The following is a 15104-nucleotide window of genomic DNA, read 5'->3' as shown; positions in this document are numbered from 1 at the left end:
GCGCAGTAGTTCTGTTGGCTGCTCTAGTCGATCAGGCGGTACGCCGGCACGGTGAGAAAGTCCGCCAGTTCATCGGCACGGCTGAGTTCTTCCAGCAACGCGATTGCCTCATCGATTCGCGTGGCGCCAGGGAGTGCCGTGGCTGTCCCCAGGCGCGCCGGCAATGCGCGCAGGGTTGCCTGCAGCAGTTGCTGATCGATGGCGGTGCCGTCGTCCAGATGCTGGCCGTGATGCAGCCACTGCCATAGCTGCGCGCGACTGATTTCGGCGGTGGCGGCGTCTTCCATCAGGTTGTGGATCGGCACGCAGCCATTGCCTTCCAGCCAGGCGGCCAGATAACGCACGCAGACTTCGACATTACCTTCGAAACCGGCGCGGGTGATGGTGCCCGGCGAAGGCGCGATCAGCATGTCGCGCGTCACCTGCACATCGTTGCGCAACACATGCTGCTGATGCGCGGTGGGCATGTGTTCGTCGAACAGTTTCATCGCCACCGGAATCAACGCCGGATGCGCCACCCAGGTGCCGTCGTGGCCGGCGGTGACCTCGCGCAGCTTGTCGGCGCGCACGCGTGCCATGGCCTGTTCGTTGGCAGCCTCATCGTGGTTGATCGGAATCTGCGCGGCCATCCCGCCCATCGCATGCGCGCCGCGGCGGTGACAGGTCTTGATCAGCAGTTCCGAATACGCCTTCAAGAACGGTTGGGTCATGGTGACCTGGCCACGCTCGGGCAACACACGGTTGCGGTGCGCGCGGAAGGTCTTGAGATACGAAAAGATGTAGTCCCAGCGCCCGCAATTGAGCCCGACGATGCGCTCGCGCAGCGCGTGCAGGATCTCGTCCATCTCGAACACCGCCGGCAGCGTTTCGATCAGCACGGTGACCTTGATCTGGCCGTGCGGCAGGCCGAGCATCGCTTCGATATGCGCCAGCGCGGTTTCCCACAGCGCGGCTTCTTCCATGCTCTGCAACTTGGGCAGGTACAGGTAGGGGCCGCGGTCCTTGGCCAGCAGCGCGCGGGCGTTGTGGAAGGCGAACAACGCCGCGTCGAACAGGCCGCCCGCCAGCGGCTGGCCATCGATATGGACGTGTTTTTCGTCCAGGTGCCAACCGCGCGGGCGCACGATCAGCACCGCACGCTCGGCTTCCGGGCGCAGCGCGTAATGCTTGCCATTGGGCGCATCGAAGCTGAGGTCGCCGCGCACGGCGGCGGCCAGGGTGCGCTGGCCGGCCAGCAGGTTGCGCCAGGTCGGCGCGGTGGAATCCTCGAAGTCGGCCATGAACACCTTGGCGCCGGAGTTCAGTGCATTGATGACCATCTTCGGATCGGTCGGGCCGGTGATCTCCACGCGCCGGTCCTGCAGCGCCGCCGGCAGCGCGGCGACGCGCCAGTCGCCGGCGCGGATGGCGCGGGTGTCCGCACGAAAGTCCGGCAGCTGGCCGGCATCGAAGGCGGCCTGGCGGGCACGCCGCTGGGCCAGCCGCTGCTGGCGGCCGGGCTCGATCGCCCGATGCAGCGACACCAGCAGTGCCAGCGCGGCTGGCGGCAGCAGCTCCGTCTGCCCTGCAACCTGTGTGGTCAACGACAAACCGGGTGTGGCGCGGTCGGTGGGACGTGAAGCGAAAGCGGTGGCAGACATGTGGAGGTCCTTGTGCATCCGGACCTGCACCGTGCGCCGCCAGCAACTATTTGACAAAGCAGTTTTATCAATGCTGTAAATAAGCTGTGCTTATATTTAATCCGGAAGCCAGCTCCATATGGCGCCAACCCCTCGATTTTCCTACAAATCTGACCGCCTCAAGCCGTTGCGTGCGTTCTGCCAGACAGTGCGGCTTGGCTCGGTCTCACGGGCGGCTGAGGCGCTTTACGTCAGCCAACCGGCAGTAACCCTGCAGCTGCAAGCCCTGGAGCGCGACCTCGGCGTGGCCCTGTTCGAGCGCTCCGGGCGCCGCCTGGCCCCCAGCCGCGAAGGACAGCTGCTGTACGACATGGCACTGCCGCTGGTGGAAAGCCTGGACGGGCTGGAGGCCAGCTTTCGCGAGAAGGTACGCGGGCTGGATGCCGGCGAGCTCAATATCGCCGCCAACAGCTCCACCATCCTGTACCTGCTGCCGCGCATCGTGGCGAACTTCCGCGCGCGCCATCCGGACGTGCGCCTGACCCTGCACAACGCGATCAGCGCCGATGGCACCGACCTGTTGCGCGAAGACGCCGTCGACCTGGCGGTCGGCTCCATGCTGGACGTACCCGCCGACCTCAACTACGCGCCGGTGTATCGCTTCGAGCAATTGCTGATCACCCCGCCCGACCACCCGTTGGCCGGCAAGTCCACGGTCACGCTGCAGGATCTGTCGCCGTATCCGTTGATCCTGCCGCCACGCCGGCAGGTGACCTATCGCCTGGTCGACCTGATCTTTCAGCAGGCACGCGTGCCGTACACCGTCGCGCTGGAAGTGGGCGGCTGGGAAGTGATCAAGCAATACGTGGCGATGGGCATGGGCATTTCCATCGTCACCGCGATCTGCGTGACCGATGCCGATCGCGACAAACTGGCCACGCGCTCGCTCAAGGACTATTTCCCCACCCGCAGTTATGGCGTGGTGGTACGCAAGGGCAAGTATCTGTCGCCGCAGGCGCGTGCCTTTATCGAGCTGATCCAGCCGGATCTGTTTACGCCGCGCGGGTACGACGAAGGCGGCGATTCGGAACGTTGAGCCTCCCCGCATGCGCGCTGCCGTCGGGCTCGCCACGCGCACGGATGCAGCACGGTTCGCCTGCACGCGGCCCCGCGCGGTGCAGCGCGGCTACGGCCGGTGCTGTAAAGCGGCAGGTCAACCGAGGCGGGAACGTGGGATTGCCGCTTCGGTGCGCATCGGTGCGGGCGGTTGCCTGCGCCATTGCCAGCGCGCTGCAACGGCGCAGGCCTTTCGCCTGGAGCGGGAGCGATCATCGGGACCACGGCGCCGCACAGGCAAGGCAAATACATCGGATCGCCGTGCACCGCTCACAGGCCACGCTTGCCAGCGCCAGTCCTGCGCTGCGGCGCACGCCAATGCTTCTGGCCGCGGATCAAGCTCTGTGTCGATGCAGTACAGTGCTGTGCGGCCGGTCCGCAGGGAAGGCCGGCCATGCCCACGCCGCCTGTGCTGCGGCCGTGCCGACGCAACCCATGGAAAAGCGAAGCAGATGAATCCGACCACGTTGTTATTGGTGCAACTGGCAGTGATCCTGGGCGTGGCACGCGGATGCGGCGCGTTGCTGCAACGCGTCGGGCAGCCGCCGGTGATCGGCGAAATGGCGGCCGGTTTGTTGCTGGGTCCGATCGCCTTCGGTGCCTGGTTCCCGCAGATGCATGGTGTGCTGTTCGCAGCCAAGAGCTTGCCGCCGCTGTCGGGCCTGGCCAACATCGGGGTGGTGCTTTTCATGTTCATCGTGGGCGTGGAGCTGCGTGCGCCGGAAGGCAGCAAGGCGCAGATCCGCTCGTCGGTGACGGTCGGCATCGCGGGGATCGTATTGCCGTTGCTGCTGGGCCTTGCCGCCGCGCCGTGGTTGTTTGCGCGCTTTGCTCCGCACGGCATCGGCTTCTGGCCGTTCGCGTTGTTCATCGCTGCGGCGATGTCGGTGACCGCGTTTCCGGTGCTGGCGCGCATCCTCAAGGACCGCAACATGACCCGCACGCCGGCAGGGCGCCTGGCATTGGGCGCGGCGGTGATCGACGACGCCACGGTATGGATCTTCCTGGCGGTAGTGCTCACCCTCACCGGAAACAGCGCGCATGGCGGCGTGGCGTTTACCGCAGTCGGTGCGCTGGTCTTGCTCGCCCTGGTGTTCGGCGTGCTCAAGCCCGCGTATGCGCGGCTGCTCGCGCCGCGCGCGCACGACGGCCGCCATGCGTCCAGCGCATTGGTGTGGGTGCTGATCGGCCTGCTCGGCTGCGCCGCGGCGGCCGAATGGATCGGACTGCATGCGATCTTCGGTGCCTTCGTGTTCGGCATCTGCCTGCCGCGCGAAGACCGCTTGCTGGAGCATCTGGCCGAGCGCATCGAGCCGCTGGCGATCGCCTTGCTGATGCCGGTGCTGTTTGCCGTCGCCGGCCAGGCCACCAGCCCCAGCACGTTTGCCGGCGCCGGCATTGCCGGTTTGCTGCTGGTGATCGGCGTGGCGGTCACCGGCAAGCTGGTCGGCTGCACCGTGGGCGCGCGGCTAAGCGGCCACGATTGGCGCGACAGCCTGACCGTGGGCTCGCTGATGAACGCACGCGGCCTGATGGAACTGGTGGTGATCAAGATCGGCCTGGACAGCGGCGTGATCGGGCCGGACCTGTTCACCCTGTTGTTCGGCATGACGCTGGTGACCACGGTAATGGCCTCGCCGATGGTGGCCTGGTTCCATGGACGCCGGTACGCGGACACAGCCGGAGCACTGGACGCCGGTCGTTCCGGTCGCTGACGGGTTCTGCGACGCTGCGCGTGCCGATACCCGGCAGCGAGAGCATTTCGGCTATGCGCTACAGCATCTGACGCTATTGCCGGTTGCGCCTGGCTGCAATCAACCAGGAGATGAGGTCCATGCCTACCACTGCCCGGAACGATCCTGCCGCGACACCGGGCCGGCCCGAGCGCCCGGGCGGCCGCGTCGACACATCGGCAGATGCAGCCATCCGGCTGCGCTGACGCGTCTTGCCACAGACCGCTTCCATGCCCCCGGACTCCGAATCCCGCTACGCGCAGCTCCCGCCACCGCCCGACCTGCACACACAGCTGCGCTGCAGTTGGCGATATCGGCAGGGTGCGGCGAGCGCACCGGTGCGGGTGTTGCCGGATGGCTGCGTCGATCTGATCTGGGATGGCGTCTCGCTGTTCGTCGCCGGCCCAGACCAGACCGCGAACATGGCCTGCGTGGCGGCCGGCAGCGTGCTCACCGGCGTGCGCCTGAGCGCGGGTGCGGCCGCAGGCGTGCTTGGCGTCCCGCTGCATCATCTGGCCAACCAACGCGTGGCGCTGGAGGAGCTGTGGGGCGCCCGTGGACATCACTGGCAACAGCGGCTGCACGAGGGTGGCGATGCGCTGCAGGCGCTGCATGCGCTATGTCGGCAGCATGCCACGCCGGTGGATCGGCGCATGGCCTGGGCCTTCGCGCAGCTGGCAGACCATGCAGCGCTGCGGGTGCCCGCGTTGTGCGCAGCGCTGGGCATCAGCGAGCGCCAGCTGCGGCGGCGTTGCCGTGTGGCATTCGGCTACGGCCCCAAGACCCTGGAACGCATCCTGCGCCTGCAGCGCTTCTTACGCCTGGCTGGTCACTACCCCACCCTCACCGCTGCCGCGCTGGAAGCAGGCTACGGCGATGCCCCGCATCTGGTCCGCGATGCGCGCCGGCTTGCCGGGTTGAGTCCGCGCGAGTTGGTGCAGCAACACGCGCGTTGATGGCCGTTTTCGCCAAGTCGGTCGGGGCCTGGCAGCCCATGCTGTGCAGCCACCCGACACGCGAGATCACCATGCACCGCAGCGAACAGCATCACCGTATCGACTACCTGGAATTTGCAGTCGCCTCGATCGAGGTCGCCAAGGCGTTTTACGGCGCGGCATTCGAGTGGACCTTCCAGGGGTACGGCCCCGACTATTGCGAGTTCCGCGACGGCCGACTCGCCGGCGGGTTCTTCCACGGCACACCGGAGCCGGGCGGCGCACTGGTGGTGCTGGCCTCCGACGATCTGGCGGCCACGCAGGCGCGCATCGAAGCGGCCGGCGGCACCATCACTCGCCCGGTGTTCGCATTTCCCGGCGGGCGACGTTTCCACTTCACCGATCCGCATGGCTATGCGCTGGCGGTGTGGGCGCAGGACGCTGACGGCACGTAAGTGGCTCTGCGCGGTTTGCCTGCCGCGCCAGGATGCGCGCCCACGCCGTCGGCTGCGCCGGACGCGTGCAGCAATCCGCAGCGCACACATGCCGCCGGTGACATGCGCTGCGTGCGTTGCAGCTCTGCGTGCAGGAATAGCTCGGCATTTCTCGCTCGCACGCGTCAGCGCAGATGACACCACGCGCTCGGCCGCGAGTGCGCACAGACGCTGCTGAGCGACCGACAAACCGAGCAGGTGCGTCAGGTGCGCGATGGCCGTGCGCAAGGGCCGCAGTGCGCGACCGCTACTGCGGCTTCCAAGCAAGAACCAGCCAGTCGGCGCACGCGGCCGCGCTGCCACGACGCTCATTCGCGCCCGTAGAGCGCCAGAAACATCTCCACCGCTGATTCGGCCACCTGCGCCTGCTGGGCGGGCGATAGCGGCGGCTGCCCCATCGCCAACTGCGGCCAGAACGCAAACCCCTTCACCAGCGCCTGGAGTTGTTGCGAGGCGAATTCCGGATCGACCTCGACCAGGCGGCCATCGGCCAGTGCGGCACGCAGCCAGGTGGTGGTGCCCTCTTCCTTGCTGCCCAGTTGCGCCAGCAGCGCGCGGGCGCGTTCGGGCGAGTGGATACCTTCGGCGATCGCCACGCGCGAGAGGTCGATAAAGGCGGCATCGTCGAGCAGCCGCAGCTTTTGCTGCAGCAATTGCGTCAACTGCGTGCGCAATGATTGGTCGGGGCGGTACGCCAGATTCACCGCTTCGGCACTGCGCTGCCACAGCCCGCGCAGGATCTCGCCAAATAGCGCGTCCTTGCTGGGGAAATGGTTATAGACGGTGCGCTTGGACACGCCGGCCGTGGCCGCCACGCGGTCCATGCTGGTGGCCTCGAACCCGTGCTGCCGGAACTCGGCAATGGCCGCCTCGACGATGGCGTGGCGCTTGCGGTCGGTGAGTCGTTGCTGCGCCGGCACCGCGTCGGATGAACTGGACATGGCGCAATGTTACACCGCCTGGTTTACATTCCCCAAGATAAAACTACACTGTGTAGTGTAATGACATCGCCGGCGCTGCCGGTTCGCCTTCCCTCATCGATGGATGCCATCGTGCCCACCCAGTCCCGTCATCTGCCACGCACCGCCTCGCATGCCGCCTCGCCGCAGTTCCGCAACGGCCGCTTCCGCAACGCACTGCCCACCCGCCTGAGCCAGCCCGGTGTGTTGGGTGGCTTGCGTCTGTTGTGGGAGGTGCTGTTCAACAAACCCACGCACACGGTGCCGTCGCAGTCGCTGCCGGTGCTGCCGCTGAGCACGGCGCAGTTGCGCGACACGCCGGACCACAGCCTGTTCCGGCTCGGTCATTCCACAGTGCTGATGAAACTGCGTGGCGGCCTGTGGCTGACCGATCCGGTGTTCTCCAAGCGCGCCTCGCCGTTCGCGTTTGCCGGGCCCAAGCGCTTCCACGCGCCTCCGATCGCGCTGGACGCGCTGCCGCCGCTGGCCGGGGTCCTGCTGTCGCACAACCACTACGACCACCTGGACCGCGCCACCATTGCCGCCCTGGCCGACCGTGTCGGGGTGTTCGTCGCGCCGCTGGGCGTGGGCGACCTGCTGGTGCGCTGGGGCGTGGACCCGGGCAAGGTGCGGCAGCTGGACTGGTGGCAATCGGTGGAGGTGGATGGCCTCACCCTCACCGCCACGCCGTCGCGGCATTTTTCCGGCCGCGGCCTGTTCGATCGCGACCGCACACTGTGGTGCTCATGGGCGATCCAGGACGCCGACCTGCGGGTGTTCTTCAGCGGCGACGGTGGCTATGGCCCGCACTTCAAGACGATCGGCCAGCGTCTGGGGCCATTCGATGTGGCACTGATCGAAAACGGCGCCTACGACCAGATGTGGCCGGACGTGCACATGCAGCCGGAGCAGAGCCTGCAGGCGTTTATCGATGTCGGCGGGCGCACCTTGCTGCCGATCCACAACGGCACCTTCGATCTGGCCATGCATGTCTGGTCCGAGCCGCTGGAGCGCATCGTGGCGCTGGCCGCAGCCGCGGACGTCGCGCTGGCTACCCCGCAGATGGGCGAGCGGGTGGATTTGCGCCGTCCGGCCAGCGGGCAGCGCTGGTGGCGCACATTGCCCGAAACGCTGGCATTGGCGCCATGAGCGGCTGGACCCTGGCCGACCTGCCACCGCAGCGCGCAAAGGTCGCCGTGATCACCGGCGCCAGCGTGGGCGGGCTGGGCTTTGAGACCGCACTGGCGCTGGCCGGTGCCGGCGCCAGCGTGGTGCTGACCGCGCGCAGCCCCGACAAGGGCGAGGCCGCGCGGCAGGCGCTGCTGGCCGTGCATCCGGATGCCACAGTGCGCGTGGAACTACTGGACCTTGCAAACCTGGCATCGGTGCGCGCATTCGCCGGGCGGCTTGCCGCGCACCAACAATGGGTGGACCTGTTGATCAACAACGCCGGCGTGATGGCGCCGCCAGAGCGGCAGACCACCGCCGACGGGATGGAGCTGCAGTTCGGCAGCAATTATCTGGGGCATTTCGCGCTGACCGCGCAGTTGCTGCCGCTGCTGCGTGCGGCGACGGCGCCGCGCGTGGTCAACCTGTCGAGTCTGGCGCATCGCCATGCCCGCATCGATTTCGACGATCTGCAAACCGCGCGCCCGTATCGCCCGTGGAAGGCGTATGGCCAGTCCAAGCTGGCCATGCTGATCTTCAGCATGGAACTGCAGCGACGCAGCGAGATGCACGGCTGGGGCCTGCGCGCGCTTGCCGCGCATCCCGGCTTCGCGCGGACCGCCCTGATCGCCAATGGACCGGCGATCGACGGTCGCCCCGGCGTGCTCGGCGCGGTCAACCGGGTGCTTAGCCCCTATATCAGCCACTCCGCAGCCGCTGGCGCGCTGCCTACCCTGTATGCCGCTACCGACCCGCAGGCACGCGGCGGTGGGTATTACGGTCCGGACGGCCTGCTTGAACTGAAGGGTGCCCCCGCCCCGGCAACCATCGCCCGCCAGGTCCACGACCGGCAGGCGGCGACGCGCTTGTGGGAGACCTCCTGCACGCTGGCGGATGTGGCGTTCTGATCACCACACGATGCAGGCGGTTGCGCATCGGCTGCGCGTGTTCGCTGCGGGTCGCCACGCGCCGTGCGGGCGCCAGCGACTACAGCCGCTTCCACTCCAGGCCTTCGCCGCGCCGGTAATACACTGCCACTGCCTTGCCGTACACCGCCGAAGCATCGACGAAACCGAAATAGCGCCCATCCTGGCTATTGCCGCGGTGGTCGCCGATGGCCAATACCTTGCCGGCCGGCACCCGCACATCGTGCAGATCCGGCCCACCGCCGGCATCCAGGTTCAGGTGCGCAATACGTGCGCCGAAGCGCTCACGCTCACCCTCGTCATCGATCTGCAGCGGTTGGCCGTTGATGGACAAATGCCCATCGCGCAGATCCACGCGGTCGCCTGCCACCGCCACCACGCGCTTGATCAAGCGCGTGCCGTCGTGCGGAGAATCGAACACCGCCACATCCCCGCGCTGCGGCCGATCGCCACCGACGACGATGCGGTTGCTCAGCGGCAAGCGCCAGCCATAGGCATGCATATCCACCACCACGCGATCGCCTGGCTGCAAGGTGGGCTGCATCGAGCCGCTGGGGACCTGGTAGTGATTGGCAAACGAGGAGCGCGCGGCGGTGAGTAGAACCAGCATGACCAGCAGCGGAAGCAGTTCCTTGCGCGACCACTGTGCGGCGCGCTGGAGGCGGGAGGTAGTCGCAGTGGCTTGGCTCATGAGGCACCTGTCGGTCTGAGTGGGTGGCGGGCGATGGCCTGATGAAGATGCGCCTGCGTGCCGGGCCGGTGGAAGTGACGAAAGGCATGGCACCCGTTGTGTCGTTATTCTGGATGCCGCTTGAGTGACTGCTCCGCTATCGCCAGTCTTGCTGCGGGGGTAGCGACCCAAACGGCAAACAACGCAGCGCTACAGACAGGGCCAATCGCACCACCATCATCTGAAGCACCATCCACAAACGAGAACGGGATGGCGCGTGGCCATCCCGTCTCGATTGCTGACTGCAGCGACTCCACATGCATGCGCCAACCACGCGCATGCATCACTCAGTGACTCACTCCGTCAAACCGCGATTTTCCAGCAGCGCCTTGACGCTGGGGTCCTTGCCGCGGAAGTCGCGATACAACGTGGCCAGATCGACCGTGTTGCCGCGCGAAAGGATCTTGGCGCGGAAGATGTCGCCGTTCTTGCGGTTCAAGCCACCGTTTTCCTTGAACCATTCGAACGCGTCGTCGTCGAGCACTTCCGACCAGAAATACGCGTAGTACCCGGCGGAATAACCGCCGCCCCAGATGTGGTCGAAATAGCTGCTGCGGTAGCGCGGCGGCACTTCAGCCAGGTCGACCTTGAAGCGCTTGAGCGCGTCGGCTTCGAACTTGCTCACGTCCTGCAGCGGCGCGTCGGCCGGCTGGGTGTGCCAGGCCAGGTCGAGCAGCGCCGCCGACAGGTACTCGGTGGTGGCGTAGCCGCTGTTGAAGGTCTTGGCCTTCTTGATCTTCTCCACCAGCTCGGCCGGCATCGCCGCACCGGTCTGGTAGTGCTTGGCGTAGTTGGCAAAGACCTTGGGATCGGAGGCCCAGTGCTCGTTGAACTGCGAGGGGAACTCGACAAAATCGCGCGAGGTGCTGGTGCCGGCGATCGAGGGGTACTTCACCTTGGAGAACATGCCGTGCAGCGCGTGGCCGAACTCATGGAACAGCGTGGTGACGTCATCGAAGCTCAACAGCGCCGGCTGGCCGGCGGCCGGCTTGGTGAAGTTGCAGACGTTGTAGACCACCGGCTTGGCACCGGTGAGGCCGTCCTGCTCGACGAACACATCCATCCAGGCACCGCCGGACTTGCTGTCGCGCTTGAAGTAGTCGGTATAGAACAGCGCCATCGAGGTGCCGTCGGCATCGAACACTTCATACACCTTCATGTCCGCGTGATAGGTCGGGATGTCGGTGCGCTGCTTGAAGGTGATGCCGTACAACTGGGTGGCCGCGTAGAAAACGCCGTTCTGCAGCACGTTGTCCAGTTCGAAATACGGCTTGATCTGCGCCTCGTCCAGGTCGTACTTGGCCTTGCGCACCTGCTCGGCGTAAAAATCCCAATCGGACGCGGCGAGTTTGAAATCACCCTTCTGCGCGTCGATGACCTTCTGCATCTCGGCCACTTCGCGGCGCGCCTTGGCAGTGGCGGCCGGCACGGTGTCGGTCAGCAGCTTCAGCGCCGCCTCCGGGGTCTTGGCCATCTGGTCGCCCAGGCTGTAGGCCGCGTAATTGGCGAAGCCGAGCAACTTGGCCTTTTGCGCGCGCAGCTGCGCCAGGCGCTGGATGGTCTGGCGGGTGTCGTTGGCATCGCCCTTTTCTGCGCGGGTTTCGGAGGCCTTCAACACCTCGGCACGCAGTGCGCGATCCTTCAACGAAGCGAGCACCGGCTGCTGGGTGGTGTTCTGCAAGGTCAGCAGATACTTGCCGTCGAGCTTGCGCGCCTTGGCGGCATCGGCGGCGGCGGCGATGTCGCCCTCGCTCAGCCCATCGAGTTTGGCCTTGTCGTCCACCACCACTGCACCGGCAGCGGAGGCTGCAACCAGACGGGTATGGAACTGCGTGGACAGCGTGGTTTCTTCCACGTTGAGCTTGCGCAGGCTGTCCTTGTCGGCATCGGAGAGCTGCGCGCCGGAGCGCACCAGTTCTTCGTAGTCGCGCTCGACCAGGCGCTTTTGTTCCGGCTCCAGATTCAGCGTATCGCGCTGGTCGTAGAGGGTCTTGACGCGTGCGAACAGCTTCGGATCGAGGTTGATCTCGTCCTGATGCGCGGCCAGCTTGGGCGCGATCTCTTCCTGGATCTTCTGGCGTGCATCGCTGGTATCGGCCTGCACCAGCCCGAAGAAGATGCGCGACACGCGCGTCAGCGTCTCGCCGCTGCGCTCCAGTGCCTCGATGGTGTTGTCGAAAGTGGGCGCTTCGGTGTTGTCGGCGATCTTGCGCACCTCGGCCAGATGCAGGCGCATGCCTTCTTCGAACGCGGGAAGGTAATCGCTGTCCTTGATCTTGTCGAACGGCGGCGCCTGGAATGGCAGCGTGCTGGCGGTCAGCAACGGGTTCGGCGCTGCGTCCGCGGCCGGCGTGGTGGTCTTTTCGGGCACGGTGGTGGACTCCTTACCGGATGGCTCTTTTCCAGAACATGCGGCCAATGCCAGGGTGATGGCGGCGGCCAGAACGACGGTACGCGACATGGCGTGTGATTCCTGAGTGGTTGTTACGGCAGCCGGTCACGCTAGCGGGTTTGCGCAGCGTCGGCATGTGCCGTTGGATTGGCTGGATGAATCCGGTTGGGATTGGCAAAGCTGAAGGGGGCGCAGATGCAGGCCCGGCACCGGTCACCAGCCACGGGCGACAGCGTGCAGCACGGGATTTTTCAGGGTTGCTTGCGGGCAGCCGTCGGCTAGCGGGCGTGGGGGCCACGCCCAAGCCCCGTCAGAGCGTCTCGTCCTTGAAGATGGCCACATGCGCGGTGCCGTCGGCACCGATCCAGCCGCGGTACATGCCCTGGGTATTGAACGGGAAGGCGATGTTGCCTTGCGCATCCAGCGCGATGGCGCCGCCATCGCCGCCGGCCTTCGGGATCTGCTGATCGATCACCGCCTCGGCGGCCTGTTGCAGCGATTGCCCGGCGTACTTCATGCGCGCGCAGATGTCGTAGGCGGCTACCGCGCGGATGTAGAACTCGCCCCAGCCGGTGCCGGACACCGCGCACTGCGCATTGGCGTAGGTACCGGCGCCGATGATGGGTGCATCGCCCACGCGGCCATAGCGCTTGTTGGTCATGCCGCCGGTGGATGTGCCGGCGGCCAGATGACCGTCGCGGTCCAGCGCCAACGCGCCGACGGTGCCGAAGTGCTTGGCGGTTTCCAGATCCAGTTCGGCTTGTGCCTTGCGGTCGCCGGCCTCGGCCTTGAGCGCTTTTTGCAGCTGCTGCCAGCGCTTGTCGGTGCGAAAGTAACTTGGGTCGACCAGGGTGACGCCCTGCTCGCGCGCGAACTGTTCGGCGCCATCGCCGACCAGCATCACGTGCTTGGAATGGTCCATGACGCTGCGCGCCAGCTGGATCGGGTTCCTGACCGTGTGCACGCCGGCGATCGCACCAGCCTTGCCGCTGGCACCGTCCATGATGGCGGCATCCAGTTCGTTCTTGCCGTCATGGGTGAACACCGCGCCGCGCCCGGCGTTGAACTGCGGCGCATCCTCCAGCACGGTGATGGTGGCCGCCACTGCGTCCACTGCACTGCCGCCGCGCGCCAACACAGCATGGCCGGCACGCAGCGCGCGTTGCATCGCCTCGCGCGCCTGGACTTGTTCGTCGGGTGAAAGACTGGACTTTTCCACGCCCGCCCCTCCGTGGATCACCAGCATCGGGGTGGCGGCCAGCGCGGGGCCGGCACACAGCAGCAAGGAAAGGCACAACGCACGGGTGGACGAAGCGATCATGGTGTTTCCTCAAACCTTCATGGCAGTGAATGGCGACACTGGCGCTGCGGGAGGTGCCATGAGCAAGACAGTCTCGTCTCATGCACGCTTCCCTGCTCTATCGAATACGCCCTGGATACGACAGCAACGCGAAACGGTGTCGGCCTGAATGAAGCAGTAGCTGCGTTACTCATAACCGCGCCCAGCCCAGAGAAATAGAGCGAACGCCTGCCAAGGATTGCTTGGCTTGGGTCCAGGCAGCTCGCCGAAAGATGAGCTAGTTGCCCACGCGGATGCTGCCTCGAGAAAATCTGCGATTGACTGATTAGCCCACTCCCCCTGAAACCCATCAAGAGTCACTGCAAGAGAATCTGCTGAACGACGATCAGCAGCCAGGAGCTCAGCAAAGCCCACGAACGATGCCTCATCCTGCACGGCTTCGAGAACTTCGAGCAATCTGTCTCCCATTGCGCGTTTGAACCCTCGGTCTTTTGTCTGGGTAGGTAGCGCCATTGAGTCACGCAGGAAGAAGCTGCCTCATGCAAGAGCCCTAACTTGCCCGCTGCTCTTATGTCTGGCGCAGCATCTGTGGGCAAGGCACATCGGCACCCTGCACGCTACGCCACCTACAACGTATCGCGATGCTTGCCGCGCCACGGGCGGTACCAGGTGCGGATGGCGGCGATGTCGGCCGCCATGTCGGTGCCGGTCCAGAACGGCTCGCCGATGCCCACGGTCTTGCTGGGGTAGTCGAAGTACACCGGCAGGATCGGCACCTTGGCATCGGAGGCGATCTTCCAGAAACCGGCCTTCCAATTCTCCACGCGCTTGCGGGTGCCTTCGGGGGTGATCACGTACCACATCTGCTCGGAGTTGCGGATCAGCCGCACCGCCTGGCCGATGGTGCCCTGCGGCGAACTGCGATCCAGCGGGATGGCGCCGAGCTTGCGCAGCAGCGGCCCCAGCGGCCACCAGAACAGCTGCGTCTTGCCCAGCACGCGCACGTCGAAGCCCAGCGCGAACTTGGCCGCAAAGCCCAGGAAGCCGTCCCAGTTGGACGAATGCGGCGCGACGATCATCACCAGCTTGGGCTCGTCGGGCAGCCGCCCGAGCAGGCGCCAGCCGGTCAGACGTAGCGCCGTACGCCCCAGCCAGCGGCCGAAGCGGCCGTGCGCCCGCGGCATTCTGGGAGGGGATGGCTGCAGCAGGATGTTGGCCTGTGTTACCGGTGGCAACGACGGGTCGGTGTGACTCACGCTTACTCCCAGTGGGACGCAGAGCGTCCACGCTTGATATGGCTGCGCTCACGCTTGGCATCCAGCCGCCGCAGCTTGGCACCGTGACTCGGTTTGGTGGCGACCCGGCGCTTGGGCACCGACAGGCACGCACTGATGATCTCGGCCAGCCGCTCGCGCGCATCCTCGCGGTTGCGGTCCTGGGTGCGGAAGCGCTGCGCGTCGATCACCAGCACGCCCTCGGCGGTCATGCGACGATCGCGCCGCGACAGCAGCCGCGCGCGCAACGGTTCGGGCAGCGACGGCGAGCCGGCCACGTCGAAACGCAGCTCCACCGCAGTGGAGACCTTGTTGACGTTCTGCCCGCCCGCGCCGCTGGCGCGCACGAAGCGTTCGACGAGTTCGCTGGGCGGAATCGTCAGGCTGGGGGTGATCTGGATCGGGTCGCTGGCCATTGTCCGGCGATTGTATCGGCAGCGGCGTGGACGCGCGCGCGAA

General features: G+C 66.2%; 13 protein-coding genes. 6 read left to right on the top strand and 7 right to left on the bottom strand.

Annotated features, from left to right (window positions below):
- Positions 1-23 precede the first annotated feature (23 nt).
- Positions 24-1640, bottom strand: a complete 1617-nt coding sequence (aceB, locus tag VZ068_RS01740) for a malate synthase A (protein ID WP_349656700.1) — start codon at positions 1638-1640, stop codon at positions 24-26.
- A 118-nt stretch (positions 1641-1758) separates the two neighbouring features.
- On the opposite strand from aceB, the gene VZ068_RS01735 reads away from it, so the two are divergent.
- The 4 genes from VZ068_RS01735 (at position 1759) to VZ068_RS01720 (ending at position 5858) form a co-directional block, all read left to right on the top strand.
- Entirely contained in the window at positions 1759-2715 is a 957-nt protein-coding gene (locus VZ068_RS01735; RefSeq protein ID WP_259159482.1) for a LysR family transcriptional regulator, read from the top strand.
- 472 nt (positions 2716-3187) lie between these two features.
- Positions 3188-4450 carry a cation:proton antiporter gene (locus tag VZ068_RS01730; RefSeq protein ID WP_349656699.1) on the top strand — a complete coding sequence of 421 codons (1263 nt, stop codon included), beginning with the start codon at positions 3188-3190 and terminating at the stop codon, positions 4448-4450.
- Positions 4451-4698: 248 nt separating this feature from the next.
- A complete protein-coding gene (locus VZ068_RS01725) occupies positions 4699-5424 on the top strand; it encodes a helix-turn-helix domain-containing protein (protein WP_349656698.1) in 726 nt (241 codons plus the stop codon).
- 71 nt (positions 5425-5495) lie between these two features.
- Entirely contained in the window at positions 5496-5858 is a 363-nt protein-coding gene (locus VZ068_RS01720; RefSeq protein ID WP_349657625.1) for a VOC family protein, read from the top strand.
- A gap of 347 nt (positions 5859-6205) precedes the next feature.
- Here the strand turns inward: VZ068_RS01720 and VZ068_RS01715 are convergent, their stop codons facing one another.
- Positions 6206-6838, bottom strand: a complete 633-nt coding sequence (locus VZ068_RS01715) for a TetR/AcrR family transcriptional regulator (RefSeq protein WP_349656697.1) — start codon at positions 6836-6838, stop codon at positions 6206-6208.
- Positions 6839-6937: 99 nt separating this feature from the next.
- On the opposite strand from VZ068_RS01715, the gene VZ068_RS01710 reads away from it, so the two are divergent.
- Both VZ068_RS01710 and VZ068_RS01705 read left to right on the top strand, forming a co-directional pair.
- Positions 6938-8005, top strand: coding sequence for an MBL fold metallo-hydrolase (locus VZ068_RS01710; RefSeq protein ID WP_349656696.1), 1068 nt, complete (start codon positions 6938-6940; stop codon positions 8003-8005).
- A complete protein-coding gene (locus tag VZ068_RS01705; protein ID WP_349656695.1) occupies positions 8002-8931 on the top strand; it encodes an oxidoreductase in 930 nt (309 codons plus the stop codon). The genes VZ068_RS01710 and VZ068_RS01705 overlap by 4 nt, the downstream gene beginning before the upstream one ends.
- 79 nt (positions 8932-9010) lie before the next feature.
- Here the strand turns inward: VZ068_RS01705 and lepB are convergent, their stop codons facing one another.
- From lepB to arfB, 5 genes are all read right to left on the bottom strand, one after another.
- Positions 9011-9640 (bottom strand): signal peptidase I, encoded by a 630-nt coding sequence (lepB, locus tag VZ068_RS01700; RefSeq protein ID WP_349656694.1) that lies wholly within the window; start codon positions 9638-9640, stop codon positions 9011-9013.
- Between the two features lie 334 nt (positions 9641-9974).
- Positions 9975-12140: a peptidyl-dipeptidase Dcp gene (gene dcp, locus VZ068_RS01695; protein WP_349656693.1), complete on the bottom strand. Its 2166-nt coding sequence runs from the start codon at positions 12138-12140 to the stop codon at positions 9975-9977.
- 241 nt (positions 12141-12381) lie between these two features.
- The gene (locus VZ068_RS01690) at positions 12382-13392 is read right to left on the bottom strand and encodes an isoaspartyl peptidase/L-asparaginase (RefSeq protein ID WP_349656692.1); all 1011 of its coding nucleotides are present in this window, start codon (positions 13390-13392) and stop codon (positions 12382-12384) included.
- Positions 13393-13997: 605 nt separating this feature from the next.
- Entirely contained in the window at positions 13998-14627 is a 630-nt protein-coding gene (locus VZ068_RS01685) for a lysophosphatidylcholine acyltransferase (protein WP_104611846.1), read from the bottom strand.
- Positions 14628-14629: 2 nt separating this feature from the next.
- Positions 14630-15061, bottom strand: coding sequence for an alternative ribosome rescue aminoacyl-tRNA hydrolase ArfB (gene arfB, locus VZ068_RS01680; protein ID WP_259166925.1), 432 nt, complete (start codon positions 15059-15061; stop codon positions 14630-14632).
- Positions 15062-15104 lie beyond the last annotated feature (43 nt).

The sequence above is a fragment of the Xanthomonas sp. 10-10 genome (genome assembly GCF_040182365.1).
GTDB classification, from domain to species: domain Bacteria; phylum Pseudomonadota; class Gammaproteobacteria; order Xanthomonadales; family Xanthomonadaceae; genus Xanthomonas; species Xanthomonas arboricola_F.
The sequence above is the reverse complement of the archived record's forward strand: the minus strand, read 5'-3'. Positions and strand labels throughout refer to the sequence as shown.